The sequence below is a fragment of the Rhodoferax sp. genome, assembly GCF_028714215.1.
In the GTDB taxonomy this organism is placed as follows: Bacteria; Pseudomonadota; Gammaproteobacteria; order Burkholderiales; family Burkholderiaceae_C; genus Rhodoferax.
This window is the reverse complement of record NZ_JAQTMS010000011.1, coordinates 82,879-106,860: the sequence shown is the minus strand read 5'-3', so window position 1 is coordinate 106,860 and position 23,982 is coordinate 82,879. Positions and strand designations below refer to the sequence as shown.

At 62.3% G+C, this 23,982-nt stretch carries 26 protein-coding genes; 14 read left to right on the top strand and 12 right to left on the bottom strand.

The window, feature by feature from the left end:
- The first annotated feature begins 119 nt into the window (after positions 1-119).
- Genes PHS32_RS07730 through PHS32_RS07715 form a run of 4 tightly spaced genes read left to right on the top strand, consistent with a single transcriptional unit; the run spans position 120 to position 3,072 of the window.
- Positions 120-1,121, top strand: a complete 1,002-nt coding sequence (locus PHS32_RS07730) for a KpsF/GutQ family sugar-phosphate isomerase (RefSeq protein WP_301078345.1) — start codon at positions 120-122, stop codon at positions 1,119-1,121.
- On the top strand, positions 1,118-1,663 hold the full coding sequence (locus PHS32_RS07725) for a 3-deoxy-D-manno-octulosonate 8-phosphate phosphatase (RefSeq protein ID WP_301078344.1): 546 nt from the start codon (positions 1,118-1,120) through the stop codon (positions 1,661-1,663). The genes PHS32_RS07730 and PHS32_RS07725 overlap by 4 nt, the downstream gene beginning before the upstream one ends.
- On the top strand, positions 1,660-2,277 hold the full coding sequence (lptC, locus tag PHS32_RS07720) for an LPS export ABC transporter periplasmic protein LptC (protein WP_301078343.1): 618 nt from the start codon (positions 1,660-1,662) through the stop codon (positions 2,275-2,277). The genes PHS32_RS07725 and lptC overlap by 4 nt, the downstream gene beginning before the upstream one ends.
- A gap of 18 nt (positions 2,278-2,295) precedes the next feature.
- Positions 2,296-3,072 carry an SDR family oxidoreductase gene (locus tag PHS32_RS07715; RefSeq protein WP_301078342.1) on the top strand — a complete coding sequence of 259 codons (777 nt, stop codon included), beginning with the start codon at positions 2,296-2,298 and terminating at the stop codon, positions 3,070-3,072.
- Between the two features lie 74 nt (positions 3,073-3,146).
- On the opposite strand, the gene PHS32_RS07710 is transcribed toward PHS32_RS07715, so the two are convergent.
- Entirely contained in the window at positions 3,147-3,569 is a 423-nt protein-coding gene (locus tag PHS32_RS07710) for an RNA-binding protein (RefSeq protein ID WP_301078341.1), read from the bottom strand.
- Between the two features lie 248 nt (positions 3,570-3,817).
- A complete protein-coding gene (locus tag PHS32_RS07705; RefSeq protein ID WP_301078340.1) occupies positions 3,818-5,020 on the bottom strand; it encodes an ammonium transporter in 1,203 nt (400 codons plus the stop codon).
- Between the two features lie 312 nt (positions 5,021-5,332).
- Between PHS32_RS07705 and PHS32_RS07700 the strand changes: the two genes are divergently transcribed.
- Positions 5,333-6,553: a homoserine O-acetyltransferase gene (locus tag PHS32_RS07700; protein ID WP_301078339.1), complete on the top strand. Its 1,221-nt coding sequence runs from the start codon at positions 5,333-5,335 to the stop codon at positions 6,551-6,553.
- On the top strand, positions 6,550-7,131 hold the full coding sequence (gene metW / locus PHS32_RS07695) for a methionine biosynthesis protein MetW (RefSeq protein WP_301078338.1): 582 nt from the start codon (positions 6,550-6,552) through the stop codon (positions 7,129-7,131). Before PHS32_RS07700 ends, metW begins: the two co-directional genes overlap by 4 nt.
- Here the strand turns inward: metW and PHS32_RS07690 are convergent.
- On the bottom strand, positions 7,128-7,823 hold the full coding sequence (locus PHS32_RS07690) for a transglutaminase family protein (protein ID WP_301078337.1): 696 nt from the start codon (positions 7,821-7,823) through the stop codon (positions 7,128-7,130). The two genes, metW and PHS32_RS07690, sit on opposite strands and share 4 nt — an antisense overlap.
- A gap of 105 nt (positions 7,824-7,928) precedes the next feature.
- Between PHS32_RS07690 and PHS32_RS07685 the strand changes: the two genes are divergently transcribed.
- The 6 genes from PHS32_RS07685 (at position 7,929) to PHS32_RS07660 (ending at position 15,734) form a co-directional block, all read left to right on the top strand.
- Entirely contained in the window at positions 7,929-9,320 is a 1,392-nt protein-coding gene (locus tag PHS32_RS07685; RefSeq protein ID WP_301078336.1) for a M20 family metallopeptidase, read from the top strand.
- A gap of 28 nt (positions 9,321-9,348) precedes the next feature.
- Positions 9,349-10,551: a M20 aminoacylase family protein gene (locus PHS32_RS07680; protein WP_301078335.1), complete on the top strand. Its 1,203-nt coding sequence runs from the start codon at positions 9,349-9,351 to the stop codon at positions 10,549-10,551.
- Positions 10,552-10,702: 151 nt separating this feature from the next.
- Positions 10,703-11,272 carry a chromate resistance protein ChrB domain-containing protein gene (locus PHS32_RS07675; RefSeq protein WP_301078334.1) on the top strand — a complete coding sequence of 190 codons (570 nt, stop codon included), beginning with the start codon at positions 10,703-10,705 and terminating at the stop codon, positions 11,270-11,272.
- A gap of 65 nt (positions 11,273-11,337) precedes the next feature.
- Entirely contained in the window at positions 11,338-12,684 is a 1,347-nt protein-coding gene (chrA, locus tag PHS32_RS07670) for a chromate efflux transporter (RefSeq protein ID WP_301078349.1), read from the top strand.
- Positions 12,685-12,805: 121 nt separating this feature from the next.
- On the top strand, positions 12,806-14,248 hold the full coding sequence (locus PHS32_RS07665; RefSeq protein ID WP_301078333.1) for a DUF1254 domain-containing protein: 1,443 nt from the start codon (positions 12,806-12,808) through the stop codon (positions 14,246-14,248).
- A gap of 46 nt (positions 14,249-14,294) precedes the next feature.
- Positions 14,295-15,734: a wax ester/triacylglycerol synthase family O-acyltransferase gene (locus PHS32_RS07660; RefSeq protein WP_301078332.1), complete on the top strand. Its 1,440-nt coding sequence runs from the start codon at positions 14,295-14,297 to the stop codon at positions 15,732-15,734.
- 36 nt (positions 15,735-15,770) lie between these two features.
- Here the strand turns inward: PHS32_RS07660 and PHS32_RS07655 are convergent, their stop codons facing one another.
- Positions 15,771-15,983, bottom strand: a complete 213-nt coding sequence (locus tag PHS32_RS07655; RefSeq protein ID WP_301078331.1) for a hypothetical protein — start codon at positions 15,981-15,983, stop codon at positions 15,771-15,773.
- An 87-nt stretch (positions 15,984-16,070) separates the two neighbouring features.
- Between PHS32_RS07655 and PHS32_RS07650 the strand changes: the two genes are divergently transcribed.
- On the top strand, positions 16,071-16,454 hold the full coding sequence (locus tag PHS32_RS07650) for a hypothetical protein (protein ID WP_301078330.1): 384 nt from the start codon (positions 16,071-16,073) through the stop codon (positions 16,452-16,454).
- Between the two features lie 113 nt (positions 16,455-16,567).
- Entirely contained in the window at positions 16,568-17,467 is a 900-nt protein-coding gene (locus tag PHS32_RS07645) for a radical SAM protein (RefSeq protein ID WP_301078329.1), read from the top strand.
- Positions 17,468-17,485: 18 nt separating this feature from the next.
- Here the strand turns inward: PHS32_RS07645 and PHS32_RS07640 are convergent, their stop codons facing one another.
- The 8 genes from PHS32_RS07640 to PHS32_RS07605 form a co-directional block, all read right to left on the bottom strand.
- Positions 17,486-17,986, bottom strand: a complete 501-nt coding sequence (locus PHS32_RS07640; RefSeq protein WP_301078328.1) for a cupin domain-containing protein — start codon at positions 17,984-17,986, stop codon at positions 17,486-17,488.
- The gene (locus PHS32_RS07635) at positions 17,983-18,867 is read right to left on the bottom strand and encodes a pirin family protein (protein WP_301078327.1); all 885 of its coding nucleotides are present in this window, start codon (positions 18,865-18,867) and stop codon (positions 17,983-17,985) included. Before PHS32_RS07635 ends, PHS32_RS07640 begins: the two co-directional genes overlap by 4 nt.
- 88 nt (positions 18,868-18,955) lie before the next feature.
- Positions 18,956-19,525 carry a GNAT family N-acetyltransferase gene (locus PHS32_RS07630; RefSeq protein ID WP_301078326.1) on the bottom strand — a complete coding sequence of 190 codons (570 nt, stop codon included), beginning with the start codon at positions 19,523-19,525 and terminating at the stop codon, positions 18,956-18,958.
- Between the two features lie 89 nt (positions 19,526-19,614).
- A complete protein-coding gene (locus tag PHS32_RS07625) occupies positions 19,615-19,992 on the bottom strand; it encodes a hypothetical protein (protein ID WP_301078325.1) in 378 nt (125 codons plus the stop codon).
- A gap of 20 nt (positions 19,993-20,012) precedes the next feature.
- The gene (locus PHS32_RS07620; protein WP_301078324.1) at positions 20,013-20,372 is read right to left on the bottom strand and encodes a hypothetical protein; all 360 of its coding nucleotides are present in this window, start codon (positions 20,370-20,372) and stop codon (positions 20,013-20,015) included.
- A gap of 335 nt (positions 20,373-20,707) precedes the next feature.
- The gene (locus PHS32_RS07615; protein ID WP_301078323.1) at positions 20,708-21,325 is read right to left on the bottom strand and encodes a TetR/AcrR family transcriptional regulator; all 618 of its coding nucleotides are present in this window, start codon (positions 21,323-21,325) and stop codon (positions 20,708-20,710) included.
- 72 nt (positions 21,326-21,397) lie between these two features.
- Positions 21,398-22,018 carry an indolepyruvate oxidoreductase subunit beta gene (locus PHS32_RS07610; RefSeq protein WP_301078322.1) on the bottom strand — a complete coding sequence of 207 codons (621 nt, stop codon included), beginning with the start codon at positions 22,016-22,018 and terminating at the stop codon, positions 21,398-21,400.
- A 2-nt stretch (positions 22,019-22,020) separates the two neighbouring features.
- Positions 22,021-23,892 (bottom strand): thiamine pyrophosphate-dependent enzyme, encoded by a 1,872-nt coding sequence (locus PHS32_RS07605; RefSeq protein ID WP_301078321.1) that lies wholly within the window; start codon positions 23,890-23,892, stop codon positions 22,021-22,023.
- Positions 23,893-23,982: the final 90 nt, after the last annotated feature.

Below are 23,982 nucleotides of genomic sequence, written 5' to 3'. Positions count from 1 at the left end.
ATGCTGCGAGCCGACAGACCACTGGTAAGCCGTGTGCGGGAAATCCGCATGCACGGTTTGAAAGGGGGCGTTGGCTCTCTAACCGGCCTTCGGGCCTTTTTGCGAGCCAACGTCTACCAATGACAAGTCAACACGCGACGGCCCCGAAATTTGAGGCGGAACAGGCAATCCGTCTGGCCCGGGAGACACTCGATATTGAGGCTGCGGCGGTGCTGGGCTTGAGGCAGCACCTGGGACCGTCGTTCGCCCACGCCGTGGAGATGATGCTGCGGGTGAGCGGGCGTGTGGTGGTGATGGGGATGGGCAAGAGTGGCCATATCGGGCGCAAGATTGCCGCCACACTGGCTTCGACCGGCACCCCGGCCATGTTCGTGCATCCGGCCGAAGCCAGCCATGGCGACCTTGGCATGATCAAGCCGGCCGACCTTGTGCTGGCCATTTCGAACAGTGGGGAATCAGAAGAGTTGACGGCCATTCTGCCGGTGCTCAAGCGCATGGGGACACCGCTGATTGCCATGACCGGCAAAGTCGAATCGACACTGGCCCGGCATGCCGATGTATTTCTGGACTGCGGGGTCGAGAAAGAAGCCTGTCCGCTCAATCTGGCACCTACTGCCAGTACCACGGCGCAACTCGCCCTGGGTGACGCGCTGGCGGTGGCGCTGCTTGATGCGCGGGGCTTCAAAGCCGAGGATTTCGCAAGGTCTCACCCCGGCGGCGCGCTGGGGCGCAAGCTGCTCACCCACGTCAGCGATGTGATGCGCTCGGGTGACGCGGTGCCCAAAGTCGCGCCGCAGGCCAGTTTCAGCGAGTTGATGCGGGAGATGAGCATCAAGGGCCTGGGAGCGACGGCGATTGTGGACGACCAAGGACAAGTGCTGGGAATTTTTACCGATGGCGATTTGCGCCGGCTGGTGGAGAAAGGCATCGATTTGCGCGCCACTACGGCACAGCAGGTCATGCATCCCAAGCCCAGCACCATCGCCCGTGACGCCTTGGCGGTGGAAGCGGCCGAGCTGATGGAGCATCGTTGCATTACCAGTGTGCTGGTGCTGGACGAGGCCGGCCAGTTGTGTGGCGCCCTCAACAGCAACGACTTGATGCGAGCCAAGGTGATATGACCCCCGCGCTCAATTTCCCTGCGGAGCTGTTGCTCAAGGCGCAGGGCATACGGGTGGTTTTCCTTGACGTCGACGGCGTTCTGACTGACGGCGGCCTGTATTTCACCGAGAGCGGCGAAACGATCAAGCGTTTTCACACGCTTGATGGCCAGGGTCTGAAACTACTGCAACGGGTTGGCATCACGCCGGCGGTGATTACCGGACGCGACTCCAAAGCGCTGCGTTTGCGCCTTGCCGCCCTGGGTATCGAACAGGTGCACTATGGCACCGAGGACAAGTGCCCGGCCGCCGAGCAAACCCTTAAGGCGTTAGGGTTGGACTGGTGCCAGGCTGCTGCGATGGGTGACGATTGGCCAGATTTGGCCGTGATGCGGCGCTGTCTCTTTGCCTGCGCACCGTGCAACGCTCACCTGGAGGCCCAGGCGATGTCGCATTACGTGACCAAGGCCGCTGGCGGCCAGGGGGCCGTCCGGGAGCTGTGTGATTTGTTGCTGGTTGCCAGTGGCAAATACGCTGGCCTGTTGGCGGAGAGCACGCGGTGATTGAGCTATTGCGCACCGGTTGGAAGCAGCTGTCGCTTTATCTTCCGGTCGTTCTCATGGGTGTGCTGGCGCTCGGGACCTACTGGCTGGTTCGGAGTACGCCGCAGTTGCTGGCACCCGAGCCTGCGCCACCGGCCCGGCACGAACCTGACTACTTCATGCGCAAATTCTCCGTCAAAACGTTCGATGACGCCGGACGCTTGAAAAGCGAGGTGATGGGATCAGATGCCCGTCATTTCCCGGACACAGACACACTCGAAATTGATTTCGTTCGAATCCGTTCCTTTGACCAGGGTAATCGCCTGACTACCGCGACCGCCAAACGCGCCGTGACCAATGGCGATGCCTCGGAAGTCCAGTTATTCGGTGATGCTCGTGTGGTGCGCGAGCCGGGCCTGAACAATAGCGGGCAGGCGCAACAGCGCAGCGAGTTTCGCGGTGAGTTTTTACATGCGTTCCTGAATACCGAGCGCATCAAGTCGCACCAACCGGTGGAACTGATACGCGGCAACGATCGGTTCACGGCCGACGCAATGGATTTTGACAACCTTGACCGGGTGCTGCTGCTCAAGGGCCACGTCAAAGGCACGCTACAGCCGGACGTTGCCAAATAACCCCAACCGAAGACCGCCGTGTCCAGACTGGTTTTTATCACCGGCGCATCAAGCGGCATTGGTCAAGCGCTGGCCTGGCGTTTTTACCAGGCCGGCTATTCGCTGGCATTGGTGGTGCGTCGTATCGCGGAGACTGAGGCGTGGGTTAAAGAGCATCAGCTTGGCGAGGCACGTTATCAAATCTACAGCGCCGATGTCGCGATACCTGACAGCATCGTGACGGCCGGACAAGACTGCCTGATGCGCCAGGGGATTCCCGACGTGGTGATCGCATGCGCCGGCATCAGCATTGGCGTAGATACCAGCCAGCGCTCGGATATCGAGGTCATCGCCAGGACTTTTGCCATCAACAACACCGGTACGGCAGCAACCTTTCACCCTTTTCTCAAAGCCATGATTGAACGCGGATCGGGTGCGGTGGTTGGAATTGGCAGCGTGAACGGTATCCGGGGCTTCCCAGGTCATGGTGCGAATTGCCCCAGCAAAGCGGCCCTGATCAGCTATTGCGAGTGTTTGCGTGGCGAACTGCGTGGTACCGGTGTGAAAGTGGTGACCTTGTGCCCGGGCTATATCAATACGCCTTTGACACAGAAGAATAGCTACAGCATGCCGTTCTTAATGCGCCCCGATGACTTTGCCGACAAAGCGTTCCAGGCCATAGAGGCGGGCGTAAGCTACCGTGTGATTCCCTGGCAAATGGGGGTGGTCGCCAAGCTGCTGCGGCTTATTCCCAACCGGTTGTTCGACAAAATCTTTGTCGGGCGCCCGCGAAAACCTCGCAGTACCAACGCCTGATCGCTTGAACATGCCCCGATTGGCAGAATGAAAAAAGGGCCACACGGGCCCTTTTGATCGTTTGCCAAGTCAGCTTAGTAGCTGCTGCGGCCACCGCCGTAGCCACCACCGCCGCCGCCACTGCGGCCACCGCCGGCGCCACCGCCGTAACCGCCGCCGCCACTACGGCCGCCGCCAGCGCCACCGCCGTAACCGCCGCCGCCGCCAGCACCACCACCGAAGCCGCCGCCAGTGCGGGGAGGACGAGCTTCCATCGGACGGGCTTCGTTGACCACCAGGCCGCGACCACCGTATTGTTGACCGTTCATGCCACTGATGGCGGCTTGCGCCTCAGCATCACTGCCCATTTCCACAAAGCCGAAGCCTTTGGAGCGGCCGGTGTCGCGCTCCATCATGACCTTGGCGCTGGTGACCGTACCGTGTGCAGCAAATGCTTGCTGCAGGTCTTCGTCACGGAAAGTGTAGGGCAGGTTGCCCACGTAAAGTTTGTTGCCCACGAAAGGACTCCTCAAAATGACTCAAAACGCGATGGAGTCGAAAACCGCAATTAACCCGCAATCAACAAACCAATGTAGACTTAAAGCAGACGCGAAACTGACTAAACACCGCAAGCTTGTATAACCGATTTTTGGCAATACGAGCGCATTATGCGTCAACTTTAATAGTTTCACAAATTTTTTGCTGAAAGAGCTAAATTAGTGTAGGCGGACAAATCCGGGTTCGAGTTGCGCGGCCCCCTGCACTCCTACCAGTTGGCTTCCCGATCCGGTGAGGCGCTGATTTTGTGAATTGACAGGTCGGCACCGTCAAATTCTTCTTCCTGGCTCAGGCGCAGACCCATGGTCAACTTGAGCAGGCTGTAGATCATCAGTCCTCCCAGTACGGCCCAGGCCACGCCCAAGCTGGTGCCTATCAGTTGTCCGCCGAGTGTGATACCGCCCAGGCCACCCAAGGCTTTGCTGCCGAAAATACCCGCTGCCAGTCCGCCCCAGGTGCCGCACAGGCCGTGCAACGGCCAAACGCCCAGCACGTCGTCGATCTTCCATTTGTTTTGCGTCAGCGTGAACATGAAGACAAAGATGCCGCCCGCCACTGCACCCACCACCAGTGCGCCCAAGGGATGCATCAAATCAGAGCCGGCGCACACCGCCACCAAACCGGCCAGCGGACCGTTGTGCACAAAGCCGGGGTCGTTTTTGCCCGCGACCAATGCGGCCAGCGTGCCGCCCACCATCGCCATCAAGGAATTTACCGCCACCAGACCCGAGATTTTGTCCAGGGTTTGCGCGCTCATGACGTTGAAGCCAAACCAGCCCACGGTCAGCACCCAGGCCCCCAATGCCAGAAAAGGAATGCTGGAGGGGGGATGGGCCGAGATTGCTCCATCCTTGCGGTAGCGGTTGCTGCGGGCGCCCAGCAGGATGACGGCCGGCAAGGCAATCCAGCCGCCCAGGGCATGCACCACAACGCTGCCGGCAAAATCATGAAATTCAGCCCCCGTGAGGGCCTTGATCCAGGCCTGCACGCCGAGGTGCTGGTTCCACACGATGCCTTCGAAAAAGGGGTAGATAAGACCCACAATCACAGCGGTCGCGATCAGCTGCGGCCAGAACTTGGCGCGCTCGGCGATGCCGCCCGAGATGATGGCGGGAATGGCTGCGGCAAAAGTAAGCAGGAAGAAAAACTTGACCAGTTCGTAGCCGTTTTTCATGGCCAGTTGTTCGGCGCCGACAAAAAAGCTGGTACCGTAGGCGACGCCGTAGCCAACCACGAAATAGACCACCGTGGAAACCGAAAAGTCCACCAGGATCTTGACCAGGGCATTGACCTGATTCTTGCGTCGCACGGTGCCAAGTTCCAGAAAGGCGAAACCGGCGTGCATGGCCAGCACCATGACTGCGCCCAGAAGGATGAACAGGGTGTCTGCGCCCTGTTTTAGTGCTTCCATGAAAACCTCTTTGAATGAAATGAGTTGTATTGGTGCGTAAATTCGGATGAATTGCACAGCGCACCAAACTAAAGCAAAAAGCGCGCCAAAACGTTGACAAGAAGCCCATAACTGTGCAAATACTCGCCGGAACGGGCAAAGTTCGGGCAAGCGACGCGGATAATTGTCAAGACATCGAATTTGCCCGGCTGGGCCAGGGTTGCTATACTGCACAGGCGCCGATTTGCTACAGCTTGCGGGCGCTTAATAAGTTCAGCTAAAGACGCCTGCCAACCCGGCCTCGCCTTTAGCGACGCCGGGTTTTTTTATTTGATGATTGCCACGCCACAGTCCATGCACTTTGCCGCCGTCTTGCCCCTGCAAAGCGGTGCACAGATTCGCGACTACTGTTTGAGCTTTGAGACCTATGGCACGCTCAACGCCGACAGATCCAACGCGGTGCTGATCTGTCATGCGCTCAATGCCTCGCACCATGTGGCCGGCGTGTACCCGGGGCAGGACCGGTCCGAGGGCTGGTGGGACAACATGATCGGTCCCGGCAAGTCGCTCGACACCGACAAGTTCTTTGTCATCGGGGTCAACAACCTGGGTTCCTGCTTCGGCTCCACCGGCCCGATGCACACCAACCCGGACACGGGCCGGGTCTACGGCGCCGATTTTCCCGTGATCACCGTCGAAGACTGGGTCAACGCCCAGGCCCGCTTGCTGGACGCCCTCGGGATCGAGACGCTGGCGGCGGTGATGGGCGGTTCCCTGGGCGGCATGCAAGCGCTGAGCTGGACGCTGCAATACCCGCAGCGCGTGCGCCACGCCGTGGTGGTGGCCAGTGCCCCGAATCTGACGGCCGAGAACATTGCCTTCAACGAAGTGGCGCGTCGCGCCATCGTGACCGATCCGGATTTTCATGGCGGCCATTTCTATGCGCAGGGCGTTATCCCGAAGCGTGGACTGCGCATTGCCCGCATGATTGGGCACATCACCTACCTCAGCGACGACGTCATGAACGAAAAGTTTGGCCGCCAGTTGCGTTCGGCGCTAAGCAAGGAGGCCGCCGCAGCGCCGGGCCGCCCCAAGCAAGGCACGGCCCCCTCGGGGGGCAGAGAGGACACGCCAGTGCCAAGCGTGGGGGCTTATCTCTACAGTACGCAGGAAGTTGAATTCCAGATCGAAAGCTATCTGCGCTACCAGGGCGACAAGTTTGCCGACTACTTTGATGCCAACACCTACTTGCTGATCACCCGGGCGCTTGACTACTTTGACCCGGCCCGCACCTATGGCGGCGATCTGAGCCACGCGCTGGCCCGCGCCAGCTGCAAGTTCCTGCTGGTGAGCTTCACCACCGACTGGCGTTTTGCGCCCAAACGCAGCCGCGAGATCGTCAAGGCCTTGCTCGACAACCGGCGCGACGTCAGCTACGCCGAGATCGACGCCCCGCATGGGCATGATGCGTTTTTGCTCGACGACGCGCGCTATATGGCGGTAGTGCGCTCCTATTTCGACGGCATTGGCAAAGAGCTGAGGGCAGCATCATGAGCGATCTGGCCACCCTGCAGACCCTTGCCAAGCTGGTGCCCGAGGGTTCGCGCGTGCTGGACCTGGGTTGCGGCGACGGCGCCATGCTGGCCTATTTGCAGCAGGCGCGTGGCTGCACCGGCTACGGCATCGAGATTGACGACGCCAACCTGCTGGCCTGCGTCAAGCGCGGGGTCAACGTCATCCAGCTCAACCTGGACGAAGGCCTGTCCCTGTTTGACGACGCTTCGTTCGACGTGGTGTTGCAGATCGACACCCTGCAGCACTTGCGCAATGCCGAGGTGATGCTGCGCGAAACCGTGCGTGTGGGCCGCATGGGCGTCGTCGCCTTCCCCAACTTTGCGCATTGGCCGAACCGCTTGAGCGTCCTGCGCGGGCGCATGCCGGTGACCCGTCGCCTGCCCTACCAGTGGTACGACACGCCCAATATCCGCGTCGGCACGCATGCCGATCTGGCCGTGCTGGCGCAACGCAGCAACTTGCGCGTGCTCGACAGCTTCGGCCTGCAGGACGGACGGACCGTCCGCTTTGCGCCCAATTGGTGGGCTGGCACTTCGGTCTATACCTTATCGCGCTAAACGGCTTTGACTTCGTTGGCGACGTCAACCTGGAAGTCGGCGCCTTGAAGCGCTCCGGCGGAACTGTCGCCGGGCATCGAGTTGGAATAGATCTCCCGAAAAGTCGCCACAATTTCCGCCAGCGGCAGGTCGTTGAAAGTGCCGCGTTGTCTGACGTACTCCATGTGCCGGTTGCCGGCGCGGTCGAACGGGTGGTAAATCGAGTCGCTGATGCCGTCGAACTCCAGTGGCAGCAGTCCGAATTTCTCGCACAGCTGCAGATTGAAGGCCGGCGTTGCCTTGCGCCAGGCGCCGTCCAGCCACAGGTCGGCGTAGCCGTGCCAGGCGAAGATGTCTGTTTTCATGGCCTGGCGCAGGCGTTCGGTGGAGAGGTGGTTGCGCACGTCGGCAAAGCCCAGGCGGGCTGGAATGCCCGCTGCACGGCAGGCTGCGGCGAGCAGCGTGGCCTTGGTCAAGCACCAGCCAAAGCCGGCCGCCAGCACGCTGCTGGCTTTCATGCCCGAGGCTGACAGGTCGATGCGGTAAGGGTCGTAACGAAAACCGTCCCGCACCGCGTAGTACAAGGCCACGGCGCATTCCCGCTGGCTGGTCCCGTTGCCGTGCTGTTGGGCGAAGGCCTGAACCGCCGGGTGGTCGCTGTCGATCAGGGCGGTCGGCTTGAGCGTGTCGGGATCGGGCGAGTTGGGGTTCATGGCATGCCACGGAGTCAGGGTAAGGCGATTTTACCGATGCCCCGGCCGGCGCAGGGGCGCGGCCAGCGCTGTATATTGCAGAACCCACGACAACAGATGCCCACCATGACCCGATCCGAAGCCATAGCGCTGGCGCACACGCAATTCGACTCCGGCGAGTTCCAGCAAACCCTGGCGCGCCGCATCGCCATGCCGACCGAGAGCCAGAACCCGGAGCGCGGCGCGGTGCTGGCCAGCTACCTGGAGGCCGAGCTGCGCCCGGCGTTTGAGGCCATGGGTTTCACCTGCCAGACACTGACGCATGCGCAAGCCAAAGCCCCGTTCCTGTTGGCCCAGCGGATTGAAGACGCCAGCTTGCCCACCGTGTTCGGCTACGGCCATGGCGACGTCATTCGGGGTCAGGATGCCGAGTGGCGGCCAGGGCTGTCGCCCTGGCAATTGACCGAGCGCGACGGCCTCTGGTATGGCCGCGGCATTGCCGACAACAAGGGCCAGCACGCGGTCAATCTGCAAGCCCTGGCGAACGTGTTGAAGGCGCGCGGCAAGCTGGGCTTCAACGCCAAGCTGCTGATCGAGATGGGAGAAGAGGTCGGCTCGCCCGGTCTGCGCGCCCTGTGCCAAAGTCACAAGGACTTGTTCCAGGCCGACGTCATGATCGCCTCCGATGGCCCGCGCCTGAGCGCCCAGCGACCGACCGTGTTCCTCGGCTCGCGCGGTGCTCTCAACTTCGATCTGAGCATCGAAGCGCGAGCGGGCGCGCACCATTCGGGCAACTGGGGCGGTCTGATCTCGAACCCCGGCATTCAACTGGCGCATGCCATCGCCAGCATCGCCTCCCCGACCGGGCAAATCCGTATTCCGGAGTGGGTGCCAAGCGCATTGCCACCAGCGGTGCGGCGCGCCCTTGCTGACTGCGAGGTGGATGGCGGCAGCGACGGCCCGACCATAGAGCCGGGCTGGGGCGAGCCCGGTCTGTCGCCGGCCGAGCGCGTTTTCGGCTGGTGCGCGTTCGAGGTGCTGGCCTACAAGACCGGCAACCCCGAGACGCCGGTGAATGCCATTCCGGGGCGCGCCTGGGCCCGTTGCCAGTTGCGCTTCGTGGTCGGCATAGCCCCCGACGATATCCTGCCGGCGCTGCGCCGCCACCTCGACCGCCAGGGCTTTTCCATGGTGCAGGTCGAGTCCGCACGCGATGAAGTGTTTCGGGCCACACGCCTGGATCCGGACGATCCCTGGGTGCGCTGGGCAGTGGCGTCGATTGCCGACAGCAGCGGGAAAAAACCGGCACTGCTGCCGAATCTGGGCGGCTCGCTGCCCAACGATATTTTTACCGACGTGCTGGGCCTGCGCAGCATCTGGGTACCGCACTCCTACCCGGGCTGTTCGCAGCATGCCCCCAACGAGCATTTGCCCAGCGCGTTGTTGCGCGAGGCGCTGGGCATCATGACCGGCCTGTACTGGGATCTGGGCGATGGCAACACGCCGCAGCGAGCCTGACTTTGACAACTTCGAATGATTGCGCACCATGAACGATGACTACAAAGGCTTCTGCCAGCTTGCCGACCTGGCCGACTCGCAGGACTTTCTGACCCAGATCCGCCGCCATCTGCACCAGCACCCCGAGCTCTCCTTCAAGGAACTTGCCAGCGCCGAACTGGTCGCCCTGCGGCTGAGTGAGTGGGGTTATGAAGTGACCCGCAACATCGGCGGGCACGGGGTGGTCGGTCGGCTCCGGCAAGGTGACGGCAGCCGCAGCGTCAGCCTGCGCGCCGACATGGATGCGCTGCCGATCCTGGAGGAAAATGACTGCGCCCACGCCAGCCAGAATACTGGCGTCATGCATGCCTGTGGCCATGACGGCCACACCGCCATGCTGTTGGGGGCGGCGCGCCAACTGGCCAAAACGCGCAACTTCTCCGGCACCGTCAATCTGGTTTTTCAACCGGCCGAAGAAGCCGGCCGCGACAGCGGCGCCCAGCGCATGATTGCCGACGGTTTGTTCGAGCGCTTCCCGTGCGACGCCATTTTTGGTTTGCACAACCACCCGGGCTACCCGGTGGGCACCTTCATGTTCGGCAGCGGGCCCTTCATGTCGGCCTCCGACAGCGTCTTCATCACGGTCCATGGCCGCGGTGGCCATGCCGCGCGTCCGCACCTGGCGGTTGACCCGGTGCTGATCGCCGGCAGCCTGGTGATGGCCCTGCAAACGGTGGTGTCGCGCAATATCGACCCGACGCAGACCGCCATCGTCACCGTGGGCACACTCAATGCCGGCATCGCGCCCAATGTCATTCCCGAGTTCGCCAGCCTGGGTCTGAGCGTGCGCTCTTTCAGTGCCGAGGTGCGCGAGCGGCTGCGTGCGCGCATCACCGAACTCGTGACGCTGCATGTACAAGGCTATGGCGGCACGGTCGAGATCGACTACCAGCAAGGCAATCCGGTGGTCATCAACAGCGCGGCCGAAACCGCTTTTGCGCTGAGCGTGGCCCAAGAGCTGGTCGGGCCGGCGCGCACCATTGCGCCCTTCGGGCCGGTCACCGGCAGCGAGGATTTTGCCTACTACCTACAGCGCAAACCGGGCTGTTTTCTGCGCCTGGGCAATGGCGAGGGCGGCGCCATGCTGCACAACGCCAAGTATGACTTCAACGACAACAATCTGACCGTGGGCGCGGCCTACTGGACGCGGCTAGTGGAGAAGTTTCTGGCGCAAGGGGCGACGGGCACTTAAGCTGCGGCGCCGGGAAATTCCTCACTGAGTGGAGTGTTTCTGGCGGCTGTGCTAAAGTTTTCGGGTCGGGGTTTCAGCGCCCCGGCGTCGGGCTCAGCAGAGCCCCAAGACGGTGTCCCGTCCAACGGCTGCAACCTTGATTGGACTTACCATGGACACCCCAAATCCCTCTCGATTTTCGACTGCCAACGCACCTGCTCATTCCCGTGCAACGGCCGAACCGGCCACCAAGGCGGCAGGCGGCGCCACCCGCTGGGTGACCCGTGAGCGTCCCAAAATTGACCGCATTGCCTGCCCCTGGCTGCTGCGCCGGTTTGTCGATGCCGATGCGCAATTCCTGTACGTGCCGACAGCGCAGGTGCGCGCAGTGGCGCGGGATCAAAACGCCACCCCTTATGACGTCAACGCCGACGTGGCCGACACGCCCTTCACCCACGATGGCGCGCTGTGCAGTTTTGACGCCTTCATCAAAATCTACCGCCTGGGCAATGACACGGCATTGGCCAAACTGGCCGACATTGTGCGCGGGGCGGATACCGACCGGTTGGACCTCGCGCCGCAGGCGGCTGGCCTGCTGGCCGTATCGCTGGGCATGTCGCGCACCTGCCCCGACGATCACGCCATGCTGGAGGCCATGATGCCGGTTTACGACGCCCTCTACGCCTGGTGCCGCGACGCGGTGGCCGGAACCGACGAACAGCACAACTGGAAGCCCGCGTGAAGGCGCAACAAGCAGCGCCGGACCTTGCGGTCGCTGCCGCAGCCAGCCGTCCAACGGCGCCGGTCGTGTCTTTTTTTGCGGCTCTGAAGTTCTGGCTCAAACTGGGCTTCATCAGCTTCGGCGGTCCGGCCGGACAGATTGCCATCATGCACCGTGAGTTGGTGGAAGAAAAACGCTGGATCTCGGAGGGCCGCTTCCTGCACGCCTTGAACTACTGCATGCTGCTGCCCGGCCCGGAGGCACAGCAACTGGCCACTTACATCGGCTGGCTGATGCACCGCAACTGGGGCGGCATCGTGGCCGGGGGCTTGTTTGTGCTGCCCTCGCTGTTTATCCTGATTGGCCTGAGTTGGGTTTATGTGGCTTTTGGCAGCGTACCCTGGGTGGCGGGTCTGTTGTATGGGATCAAGCCGGCCGTTGCCGCCATCGTCTTGCAGGCCGTGCATCGGATCGGTTCGAAGACACTGAAAAAGCCAGGCACCGCGCCCCTGCTGTGGGCGATAGCCGTTGCCAGTTTTGCCGCCATTTCATTTTTCGACATCCCTTTTCCGTGGGTGGTGTTGATGGCAGCGCTGACCGGTTGGCTCGGTCAGCGCTGGTTGCCGCGGCAGTTTGCCGCCGCCGGCGGGCATGACGCGGCCAAGGCGCGCCCGGGAACGCATCCGCGTGCCCTGATCGACGACGACACGCCCACGCCCATCCATGCACGCTTCAAAAAATCGCGTCTGGTCAGCGTGCTGGCGGTGGGTGCCCTGCTCTGGCTGCTGCCCATGGGCGGGCTCGTCATCTGGCAGGGCTGGAGCGGCGCGCTGACGCAAATGGGCTGGTTCTTCACCAAGGCGGCCTTACTGACTTTTGGCGGCGCTTACGCCGTGCTGCCTTACGTCTACCAGGGTGCCGTGGAGCACTTTGCCTGGCTGAGCGGGCCGCAGATGATGGACGGCCTGGCCCTTGGCGAAACCACGCCCGGCCCGCTGATCATGGTGGTGGCGTTCGTCGGCTTCGTCGGCGGCTGGAGCAAGCAGGTGCTGGGTCCGGAAGCGGTTTTTCTGGCTGCCGCGCTGGCCGCCACCGTTGTCACCTGGTTTACTTTCCTGCCCTCGTTCCTGTTCATTCTGGCCGGCGGTCCGCTGGTCGAAGCGACCCACGGCAGGCTTGGGTTCACCGCGCCCCTGACCGCCATCACCGCCGCCGTGGTCGGGGTCATTGCCAGCCTCGCGCTGTTTTTTGTCGCGCATATCGCCTACCGCAACGGCGCTGGCGGCAGCTTCCTGGCAAGGCTTGACTGGGCCGCGCTGGCGCTGGCACTCAGTGCCGCGGTGGCCCTGCTGCGTTACAAGCTGGGCGTCATCACAGTGATTACGGCGTGTGCACTGGCCGGCTGGGGGTTGCGGGGCATGGGCTGGACCTGAGTCGGCGCTTCGGGTATTCACCGATGGGCTGGGTTTTGCAGTATCAATACACTCATGTATTGAAGTCAGCATTCAACACCGACAGACCGCAGTCTTCGGCCGGCAGGGAGAAATCTGAAAGATGACCTTTTCATCGGCATCGCCGGCCCTCAATTTCTTGAACAAGTCAGAAACAAGCGCCTCGTCCCGCTGGCTGGTGCGCCTCAAGGGGGTCTTGCTTGCCCTGTTCGGCCTGATCCTGCTCCTTGGCGGCGTCTTGTACGTCAAAGCCGAGCACATCCTGCTGGGTGCCGAGGCCTATATCTACGGCTATCCGCTGGTCGTCATGGACGTCACCCGGACCAATGCAGTGTCGACGCAAGGCCCGGAAAACCAGTTGCACCGGGTGCGCCAGTTTCCCGAGGCCGGCTTCAAGGAAGTGGTCCGGCCCAATGCCGATACGCTCTACACCAGCGCCTTCATCGACATGGCCAAGGGGCCATGGGTGTTCGAGATGGGGGCCAACGACCAGCGCTATGAAGTGATGCCTTTCATGGACGCCTGGACCAACGTCTTCGCGGCGCCCGGCACGCGTACCCTGGGCGCGGCGGGGGGCCGCCTTCTGCTGGTGGGGCCGGGCTGGCAAGGCCAGACGCCGGCCGGGCTGACGCTGCTGCGTTCTCCGACCCAGATGGTGTGGCTGATCGGACGCACGCAAACCAACGGTGTCGCCGACTACCCCCTGGTGCACCGTCTGCAAGACGGCATCAAGCTGCGCGCCCTGACCGCTTGGCAGGCCGACCCCGGCGGCGCTGAAAAAATTTCGACTAGCTGGCAACCCGCCGCGGTCAAGCCGCCGCCACCGGTGCAGCAGATGCAGGCCATGAGCGCGCAGGCCTTCTTCAACCGTCTGGCGCGGCTGCTGGTGGCCAACCCGCCGGCTGCGGCCGATGGTCCGATGCTGGTCAAACTCTCGCGCATCGGTATCGCACCGGGGCAGCCGCCGCACTGGAGCCCGTTGGAGCGCTGGAGCGTCGGCCTGGGGCGCTGGATCGCGGACTTCACGGTCGCCAAGGAGCTGAATAAAACGCGCGACCTGGTACGCGGCTGGCAGACGCCGCCCGCCATGCTGGGCAACTACGGCACCTTCTACAACACCCGCGCCGTGGTCGCCATGGTGGGCTTGGGCGCCAACCTGCCGGCCGACGCCGTCTATCCCAACGCGCGCTTCGACGGCACGGGGCAGGCGCTGGACGGCCGTCACCGTTACCGCCTGCATTTCAAGGCCGGCGAACTGCCGCCGGTGCATGCCTTCTGGTCGATCACGGCCTATGGCGCCGACGACTTCTTTCTCGACAACGCGATCCATCGTTACGCCCTGGGCGACCGCGATCCGCTGCACTACAACGCCGACGGATCGCTCGATTTGCTGGTGCAGGCCACGCCGCCGGACGGCGACCAAAAGAACAACTGGCTGCCGGTCAAGCAGGGCCAACCCTTTCTGCTCAATGCGCGGCTCTACTGGCCCAAAACGCCGGCCCTGAACGGCCAGTGGGGCATGCCGGCGGTCGAGCGCATCGACTGATTGGTCACTACACTGGCGCTCAGGCAACGCTGAAAGAACCCAAGCCATGCAAGCCCTCAACCCGACCGACTCCGCCTTCCTGTGGATGGAAACGCGCCATCAACCGATGCATGTGGCGGGCCTCAACCTGTATACGCCGCCACCTGGGGCCGGCCCTGATTTCATCGCCGAACTGCTGGCCGAGTGGCGCCAGCATCTGGCGGCCCAGTCGCCTTTCAATCTGCGCCCCGTTCTGCGGCTGGGCCTGTGGTACTGGGAGGAGGACGAAGAATTCGAGCTGGACTACCACCTGCGGCACCTGGCTTTGCCGCGCCCCGGACGCATCCGGGAACTGCTGGCCATGGTGTCGCGCCTGCACGGCAACCTGATGGACCGCAACCGCCCGCTCTGGGAGGCTTATGTGATTGAAGGTTTGCCGGAGGGCCGCTTTGCCACTTACATCAAAATCCATCATGCCCTGGTGGACGGCGTCAGCGGCGCCAGAATCATGGCGCAAGGTTTGTCACTGACGGCAGAAGAAAACAAGCCGCCGTTGTGGACGCAGAAATATGAGCAGCAGAGCACTTCCAAACGGTCGCCGCCGGGCCTGCTGGCGCAACTGGCCAATGCCGCGCGGGCCGGGCGCGAGATCCTGCCGGGCATCGGCAGCGGGCTGTTTGACCTGCTGCACCTGGGCCAAGGCGACGACGCGGCGGCCCTGCCGTTTCAGGCGCCGCCGACCCCTTTCAACGTCGAGATATCGGGCTCCCGGCGCTTTGCCGCTCAGTCCTATTCGCTGGCGCGCTTCAAGCGCCTGGGCGAGGCCGCCGGTGCCACCGTCAACGACATCACGCTGGCGATTTGCGCCGGTGCCCTGCGCAAGTACCTGCAAGCGCAAAAAGCGCTGCCGAGGAAGCCGCTGATTGCCATGGTGCCGGTCTCGCTGCGGGGCGAGACCGATGCCGGCGGCAACCAGGTCTCGCTGCTGCTGGCGAATCTGGCCACCCATCTGAGCGATCCGCTCAAGCGTCTGGCGCGCATCGTGCAATCGACCAGCCAAGCCAAGGAGCGGCTCAGGAGCATGCCGCGCCTGCAAAAACTGGCGCACGGCATCACCTCGATCTCCCCCATGGGGGCTGCCATGCTGACCGGCAGCGCTAGGCAGCACCCGCTGTTCAACGTCATCATCTCGAACGTTCCGGGTGCGCGTGAAACGCTGTTCCTGAACGGTGCCCGGCTCGACGAGGTCTACCCGGTCTCCATCCCGACGCAATACCTGGCGCTGAACATCACGATCAGCGGTTACGCCGACAAGCTGGGCTTCGGCTACATCGCCTGCCGCCGCTCGGTGCCGGCTTTGCAGCGCATGCTGGACTACACCGACGAGTCGATTGCCGAGCTGGAACAGGCACTGCTGCCTTCGCGCGTCAAAACAAAAACCGCCCCGGTCAAAACACCTGCCCGCAGTCGCGTCAAGGGTAAGAGTACGAAGACAGACCGCGACTGACGGCTACCTCATTCCAAAGCAGTTCTTGGGCGGGAATCAGCAGGCTCCGGCATGACCGCCATGGCGCCAAAGGTCGATTGGCTGAATAGAAAATTTATTTTTCGCCAAGTTTGTGTAACGCTTTGATTTTGCTGAGGTTTTAGCTTCGCAATCGTCCCTGGTGCCTGAAAAAAATATACCCGCCATGGCGATCAGCGCGGCCGGTGTTTGCCTTTCAGCGCAAGCCATAGACGCAACTCTTTGATTCAATTGAACTTTTTCTTCTTCTGTGAGGTTGGCACGGGCTATGCGTAGAGTATTTCATCTGAATCAAATGACCTTTTAAGGAGAAATATCATGGCTGCAACACTCCACATCGCCGGTCAAATCGGCTATCCAGTTGTCAATCTCGGCTGGCTTCTTCCCAACAAGGCAGAAATCGCCACAGTTGCACGGTTCCTGAAGAACCTGGCCCTGTTCGTGGCCGCTCCCTTCATCGGTTTGGTCTACGCCGTGGCATTGCCCTTCGTCGGACTTGCCATGCTGGCCTGGATCGGTGGCAAGGCGCTGGTCAAAGCCCCGGCAACTTATCACGCCCTGATCGCTGCCAGGAAGGCTGTGCTGTTTGCAGCGGCTCCGTTCATCGGTCTGGTCTATGCGGTGCTGCTTCCCTTCGTCGGCATCGCGATGATTGCCAGAATCGGCTATCAGGCCTACCGGGCACCGAAGCTTCCCGCCTGAATTTCAAATCACCCTTCAGGCACCCCCGACCGCTTGGCCGGGGGTGTTTTTTTATGGTGCTTTCAGGTCACGGGTTGCACGATGCATCGATTTCTGTGTGCACAATCCAGCCCGTGAAGCAAGATTTCCCCATCCGCTATGTCAACCCGGTGTTTCGCCCGCCCAGCGAAGCGCAGTCCCTGATCCTGCCGGTCACCGACGGCTGTTCCTGGAACAAGTGCACTTACTGCGAGATGTACACGGCGCCGCAAAAGAAGTTTCGCGCCCGCGATGAACAGGAGACGCTGGACGCCATCCGGCGCTGCGGCGAACAGTTCGCCGACCAGGTGCAGCGGGTCTTTCTGGGCGATGGCGACGCCATGGTGTTGTCGACCCGGCGCCTGATGGGCGTGCTGGCGGCGATCAAGGAACATCTGCCCAAAGTCCGGCGCATCTCCAGCTACTGCCTGCCGCGCAACCTGCGCAATAAATCGGTGCCGGAGTTGCTGGAGTTGCACGAGGCGGGTTTATCCCTGGTCTACGTCGGCGCCGAGTCGGGCGACGACGAGGTGCTGCAGAAGGTCAACAAGGGTGAAACTTCCGAGACCACCCGGGACGCCCTGGACAAATTGGGCGCCGCCGGCATCGCGCGTTCGGTGATGTTGCTGAACGGCCTGGGTGGTCGCCTGCTGTCACAGCAGCATGCGGAAAACTCGGCCCGCCTGGTCAATTTGACCCAACCAGAATTTCTGGCAACGCTGGTGGTCAGCTTTCCCCAGGGCGAGGCCAGATTCCGCCAGGGATTTCCGCAATGGGAGCCGCTCGATCAGCAGCAGCTGTTTGCCGAGATGGAACAATTCCTGCAAGCCCTGGAACTCAAGCGCACCGTGTTTCGCAGCGACCATGCGTCCAACTGGCTGGTCCTCAAAGGTGTTTTGGGGGCCGAAAAAGAGCGCTTGTTGCAGGAGGTCAGAACTGCCATCGGCCGCCCCGACGCCGCCGGCCTGCGCCCGGCCTGGCAGCGCGGTCTTTAAGGCAAACCGATAGCTACGTTAGCGGGTCAGCTCGGCAATGAGCCGACTGTGTTGCGGAAAACTTGCCGATAAAGCCTCTCGCTGCGCCAGACAAAAATCGGCGAAATCAAAGCCCGGCGCCACCGTGCAGCCGACCAGCGCAAATGCGCTATCGGCCGCGACACGGGCGGCGAACCAGGTGTTGGCCGGCACCACGTATTGAGGAACATCGCCTCGCAAGACGTCGGGCCCCAGACGGGTGCAGCGCAGTTCGCCGGTGGCGGTCAGTTCCAGTACCTCCAGCGCCTGGCCGGCGTAGAAATGCCACATCTCATCGGATTTGATGCGGTGAAAGGCGGAGAAGTTGCCTTGCTCCAGCAGAAAGTAGATCCCGGTGCAGACGTTTCTTCGAACAATGGTTCCATCAGCCGCCGCCACCGCCATCGTTTGATCGCTGCGGTAAGTCTCCCTGAAAAAGCCACCTTCCGGATGCGCCTGCAACCCGAGCGCGGCTATGTAGGTTCGGGCCGTGGCTGTCATGGTGCGAACTCGCCCAGGCGGCCCTCACGCATGTCCCGAACGGCCTGGTGAAGTTCCTGCTGGGTGTTCATCACAAACGGGCCGTGCTGGGCAATCGGCTCCTTCAGTGGCTGGCCCGCGATCAGCAACACCCTGGCGTTGGCACCGGCTAGCATCGCCACGCCATCGGCCTGCGCCTCATTGGCCAGCAAGGCCATGCGCTGTGCCGGTACCGTTTGCCCGGCAATGCTGATCTGGCCGCGGTAGACATAAACAAAAGCGTTGTGACCCACTGGCAAGATTTGGTCGAAGGAAGTGCCGGCCGGTAAATGGAGGTCCAGGTAAAGCGGCGCCGTCGCATCGCGCGTCACGGCACCGGTGACGCCGTGGCTGCTGCCCGCAATCACCGTCACCGCCACGCCTTGCCCAGTGACGAAGCGGGGCAAATCAGCGGCCTTGAAGTCGCGGTACCAGGGCGCCATCATCTTGTCGCGCGCCGGCAGGTTGAGCCAGAGCTGAAAACCTTCCATCACGCCATCGGCCTGCTGCGGAATTTCAGAATGAATCACACCCCGGCCGGCGGTCATCCACTGCACGCCGCCGCCCTCCAGCAAGCCTTCGTGCCCGGCGCTGTCGCGGTGCCGCATGCGACCGGCGATCATGTAAGTCACAGTCTCGAAGCCACGGTGCGGATGGTCCGGAAAACCGGCGATGTAATCATCCGGGTCGTCGCTGCCAAAGGCGTCCAGCATCAGGAACGGATCCAGCCGGCGCTGCAGATCCTGCGTCAGCACCCGGGTCAGTTTGACGCCGGCACCGTCCGAGGTGGTCTGCCCGGCAATCAGCCGCTCGACGGCGCGAGATTGCTTGACGGTTTCGCTATCCGTCGTCGGTGTAGTCATTGGCACCCTTTCGTGATGGCATGGAGGACGTGATGGTAGGGTAAAAGCGCGGAGTTCGTGGGGTGCAGGGTGATACCAGACCCGACGCCTATCCCAGCGCCTTGCCTACCCAGACACTGCCGTCATCATCGGTGCGGCGCACCGTGAAACCGGCGGCAAGGTACATGCCCAGCGGCCCGAAATGATTCTCGGCTGTTCCTTTCGCGTTGGGGCGGGGGTTCGCCTCCACCGACTGGAGGCCTTGCCGCAGCAGGTATTCGCAGGCCGCCTGGAGCAAAGCAGTGGCAACGCCTTGGCCTCTGGCGCTTGGCGCCACCAGAAAACACAGGATCGTGCCGACCCGTTCCGGCTTCGCTATAGGCTCGGCGTCGAGCGCGTGAAGCAGCGCACGCGGTGCCGCATTGCACCAGCCGACCACCTGGCCTTCACGGTAGGCGAGCAGCCCCTGCATCTGACCATTGGCGATGCGCTGACTCGCGCACGCACGGTTTTCCGCAGCCGTTCGGCTGGGCCAATGAACTTTCGAATGATCTTCGTAAAAGCATTGGCAGTAGCACGACGACCACTTCGGGTTGTCGCTGAACGCTTCGCCCTCGAAGAACGCCATGAAGTCGGCCGTACGATCCGGCGACAGGGGATGGATCTCGATTGCGGTCATGCAAAACCTCGGGGTGGTGGGAATCTTGACGCCCAATGTTTGAGTTCAGTGGCTGCCGAAGGCGGTCCGCTGGAACGCTGGGCTTCGCATCACAGGCAGTCTCCAAAGCTGCACGCCGCCAAGAGCCAGACATAGAAACCGACAAAGTACATTGGAACAATGCCAACAGCCCCACCCAGGACCAGCGCCGGTACGGAGAGCTTGCTCCGCCTGCCCATGGCGGTGAGGGAGGCAGCGTACACCAACAGTGGGATGGCCACAAGTCCATTTGAACCTTGTGCAGCCGACAGAACGCGCAATGAATAGGTTGCCGAAACCGCGACAACCAGTGCTGCCAAGGCAAGCCCGAAGGAGAACGCAACGACCGTGAGAGGCGTATGTGCCAAGCGTACTTTGAAACGCCAGTAAGCCGCACCGATTAGAACGGCAGTTGGCAACAGTGCCAAGCCAAGCGCGGTCGGATTCATCGTGAAGCCCAACGGTTGAGCTATGCATCGCGCGTTTGCCGCTTGGCTAAACGCTCTTCTTGACGTGACAAGAGATACCACCACTCAGAGCCGTCATCACGAGAAGTTTTCTTGGCACCAACCTCGTGAAGGAGTTGACGTATTTCGTCATCGCTGTAGCCGCCAATTGGAGCCTTGAGCGCAGCAAGAGACCGGTCGGTGTAACTCTTGTGGCTGAGCATCTCCGTGAGGAAACTCTTGACGATTTCGGTGCTCTTGTTTTGGAGGAAGAACATATCCTTGTTGTTACGAAATTGATTCTGTTGGAGAAGCAGGTTGAACAACCCCGTTCCGAGAGAACCAACTACAACCCCAGCGAGAGCCCAAGCGGCGTCAGTCATTCGATAGTCTCCGTATTAGATGCATAAAGTGATGTAGATCGTCCGATATTCTGGTGAGCCCATCCTGTCCGACCGGACATGTTCCAAAGGCGCCACCGGATGCGAGCGAATGCAGTGCACTGCAAGTCGCTTTTTGTCTCGGCTTGCCATGTTGCTTTCGGAAAAATTCTTGTCATTGGCGTCCCCTTATATCGTGTCACCTAAATTGGCAAAGTGGCGCGATTGCAGGTTCAACTATAGCGCCGGTGTCGGCAGTTGGTCATTCGGTCACAATGATCGATGTGCTGGGGGAATTTTGCGCACACCGTGAAGGCAAACGTCGCGATCCTGGAGCGTTAAGCTGGGGCCGGCGCTTGGCCGTGAATCAGAAACTTGGCGATGATGCCTTTCAGGTAGTCCTTCGCCTGCGGCGGGCTGGACGGTCGGCTCAGCGCCTGATGACTGCCGACAATGGCCAGGTAGAACAGGGCAGCCAATTCGGCCGCCATCTTTTTGTCGCCGGTCAGGCGCATGAATTTTTGCTCGAACAGGTCGAAGCGCATCTGGTCCACCTCCAGCAGCAACTTGGCCACCTCCGGGTCGCGTCGGCCGCGGCCGCGCAAGGCCAGCTCGAAACGCATGAATTCCAGATCGGCACCGGCGTAGGCCAGGGCGGCGTCCAGCAGCCGCTCCAGATCGGCTTGCGGGTCGGCTGTGAGTTCTGATCGCAAAGCGTGGTCGATGCCGATCTCGCGCTTGCGCCAGCGTGCCAGCAGCGCCGCGATCAGGTCGGCGTGGTCGGTGAAATGCCAGTAAAAACTTCCCCGCGTTACCCCCAGGGCGTTGGCGATTACCAGCACACGCGCGTTGTCGAAGCCGCCTTCCACCACGGCCTGGAAGGCCGCATCCAGCCAATCCTCGCGTGACAGCCGGGGCGCCACAGAGCGCTTTCTGGCCTTGGTCGCTGCCTTCATCTGCTTCTTGATCGTTCAGACATCGACCTATTCTCACCCAACTTGTGCCCCCCAGCGCCAGGGGGCGCTTCGTTACGCCAGCGCTTCGGCCCGCTCCAAATTGGCGATGGCGTCGCGGCCGGCGCTGAAGGCGCGGCGATTGAGTTCCACCATCTCCGGTTTTCGTGCCCGGAAGCGATTGAGTATGGATTCGAGCAGCACCTCGGCGCGGAACGGCAGGTGGTCCGCAATGGCGCCCAGCATGACGCTGTTGCCCAGGCGCAGGTCGCCCAGTTGCTTGGCGATGGCCAGGGCGTCGAACGCATGCACCTCGATGCCGAGAGCGCGAATCTGGGCCACCGGGTCAGCCGGGTAGGCATACAGACCGCTGCTCACCACCGGTGGCACCAGGCGTGCCGTGTTCATCAGAACCAGTCCGCCTGGCTTCAGGTAATGGCTCCAGCGCAAGGCCTCGGCCGACTCGAAGCCGACCAGGATGTCGGCCGCGCCGGGGGCGATCTTGGGCGACAGTACCTTGGCTCCGAAGCGCAGGTGCGAGCTGACCACACCGCCGCGCTGCGACATGCCGGCAACCTCGGTCTTCTTGACGTCGTGGCCCAGCGAAATGGCGGCTTCGGCCAGAATTTCGGTGGCCGTCATGACGCCCTGGCCGCCCACGCCGACGACCAGGATATTGGTGACATCATTTTTCATTTTCAGCTCTTCACGAAGTTGATCGTCTGTAGCGACGCCGCCGGCACGATGGCTTTCGGTGCGCACAGTTGCAGGCAGATGTCGCAGCCGGTGCAGGCTGCGCTTTCGATGCTGGCGTATTGCAGCGTCACTTCCTTGCCGGAGGGTCGCAGCAGCACCTCGCGGCGCTGTTCGTTGATGGCCGGACAGCCGACGTCCAGGCACAGGCCGCAGCCGGTGCATTGGTCGGATACCACGCGCAAGGCCGGCTGTTTCCTGAATTCGTCAATCAGGACGCAAGGGCGGTCGGTGATGATCACCGAGGGTTCGGGGATTTTGGTTTCCTCGCGCAGCGCCCTGGCCAGTTCCGGCAACTGGTAGGGGTCGACCTTGCGGATGCGTTCCGGCTTGACGCCCAGCGCCTCGCACAGCTTGACAAAATCGATCTTCGGCGCCGGCGCACCGTGGACGTCACGGCCGGTGCCCGGATTGTCCTGGCCGCCGGTCATGCCGACCGTCCGGTTGTCGAGCAGCAGCACGGTCACATTGCCGCCGTTGTAGGTGATGTCCAGCAGCCCTTGCATGCCCATGTGCATGAAGGTCGAGTCGCCGATCACGGCCAGGATCCTGCGGTCCTTGTCAACTGCGGCGCGACCCTTGTCCAGGCCCAGGGCCACGCCCATCGAGGCGCCCATGGAGATCACCGAGTCCAGGGCATTCCAGGGATGGCCGGCACCCAGCGAGTAGCAACCGATGTCACCGGCAATGGTGATGTTTTTCAGTTTTGCCAGGGTGTAATAAACGCCCAGATGCGGACACGCGGCGCACAAGGTCGGCGGCCGCGGGAACACCGGCGCTGGTCGAATCGAACAGTCGGCGTCGTCATTGGCCGGCGCTTCACCCAGCAAGCGCGCGACCGCCGGCCTGAGCACTTCCGGCGGAAGTTCGCCGCTGCGCGGCAGAAAGTCCTTGCCGTGGCAGGCGATGCCAGCGGCCTTGAGCTCCATTTCCAGCAGAGGTTCGAGTTCCTCCACCACCAGCAGTTGCTCCACCGTCTGGCTGAAAGCGCGAATTCTTTCGATCGGTGCCGGGTAGGAAAAGCCGAGCTTGAGCGCCGGCGCATCCGGAAACGCTTCCTGCACATGCATCCAGGCCGGCCCTGAGGCGATAAAGCCGACGCGCCGGTCCTTTCCGGCGACAACGAAGTTGAGTGGCGAAATCTCGGCGCAGGCACGCAGCTTTTCTTCGCGCTCGAACATCAGCGGAAGGCGCGCTTTGGCATGGCCCGGCACCATCACCCAGCGCTGCGGGTCCTTGACAAAGCCAGGCGATTCATGGGGCACGCGCTGGCCGACGCTGACCATCGCCTTGACATGGCAGATACGAGTGGTCAGGCGCAGGATCACCGGCACCTGGAACAGTTCCGACAAGGCGTAGCCGGCAAGCACCATGTCGTAGGCTTCCTGCGAATCGGCTGGCTCCAGCAGCGGCAGGTGCGCAAAGCGCCCCCAATAGCGCGAGTCCTGCTCGTTCTGCGAGGAGGACAGGCCCACGTCGTCGGCCACGGCGATCACCATGCCGCCGGCGGCACCGGTCAGGGTCAGCGTCATCAGCGGGTCCGAGGCGACGTTCAGGCCGACGTGCTTCATGGCGCAAAAAGAGCGCGAGCCGGCAATCGAGGCGCCAATGGCAACCTCCAGCGCCACTTTCTCGTTGACCGACCATTCGGTGTAGATGTCGGGGTAGTTGGCCAGGTTCTCCAGCATTTCGGTGGCCGGCGTTCCGGGGTAGGCAGAGGCGACGCGAACGCCGGCTTCCCAGGCCGCGCGGGCCACCGCCTCGTTGCCGGAAAAGAGCATGCGCGCTGGCGCCGCTAAGACCTGGATTCCTGCCATGTTGGCCTCATCAATAGGTTTGATAAACGCAAAGCCGGCGGTACCCGCCGATCCGTGCTGGACCCGGCCTGTCACCGCTTTCGAATTGTC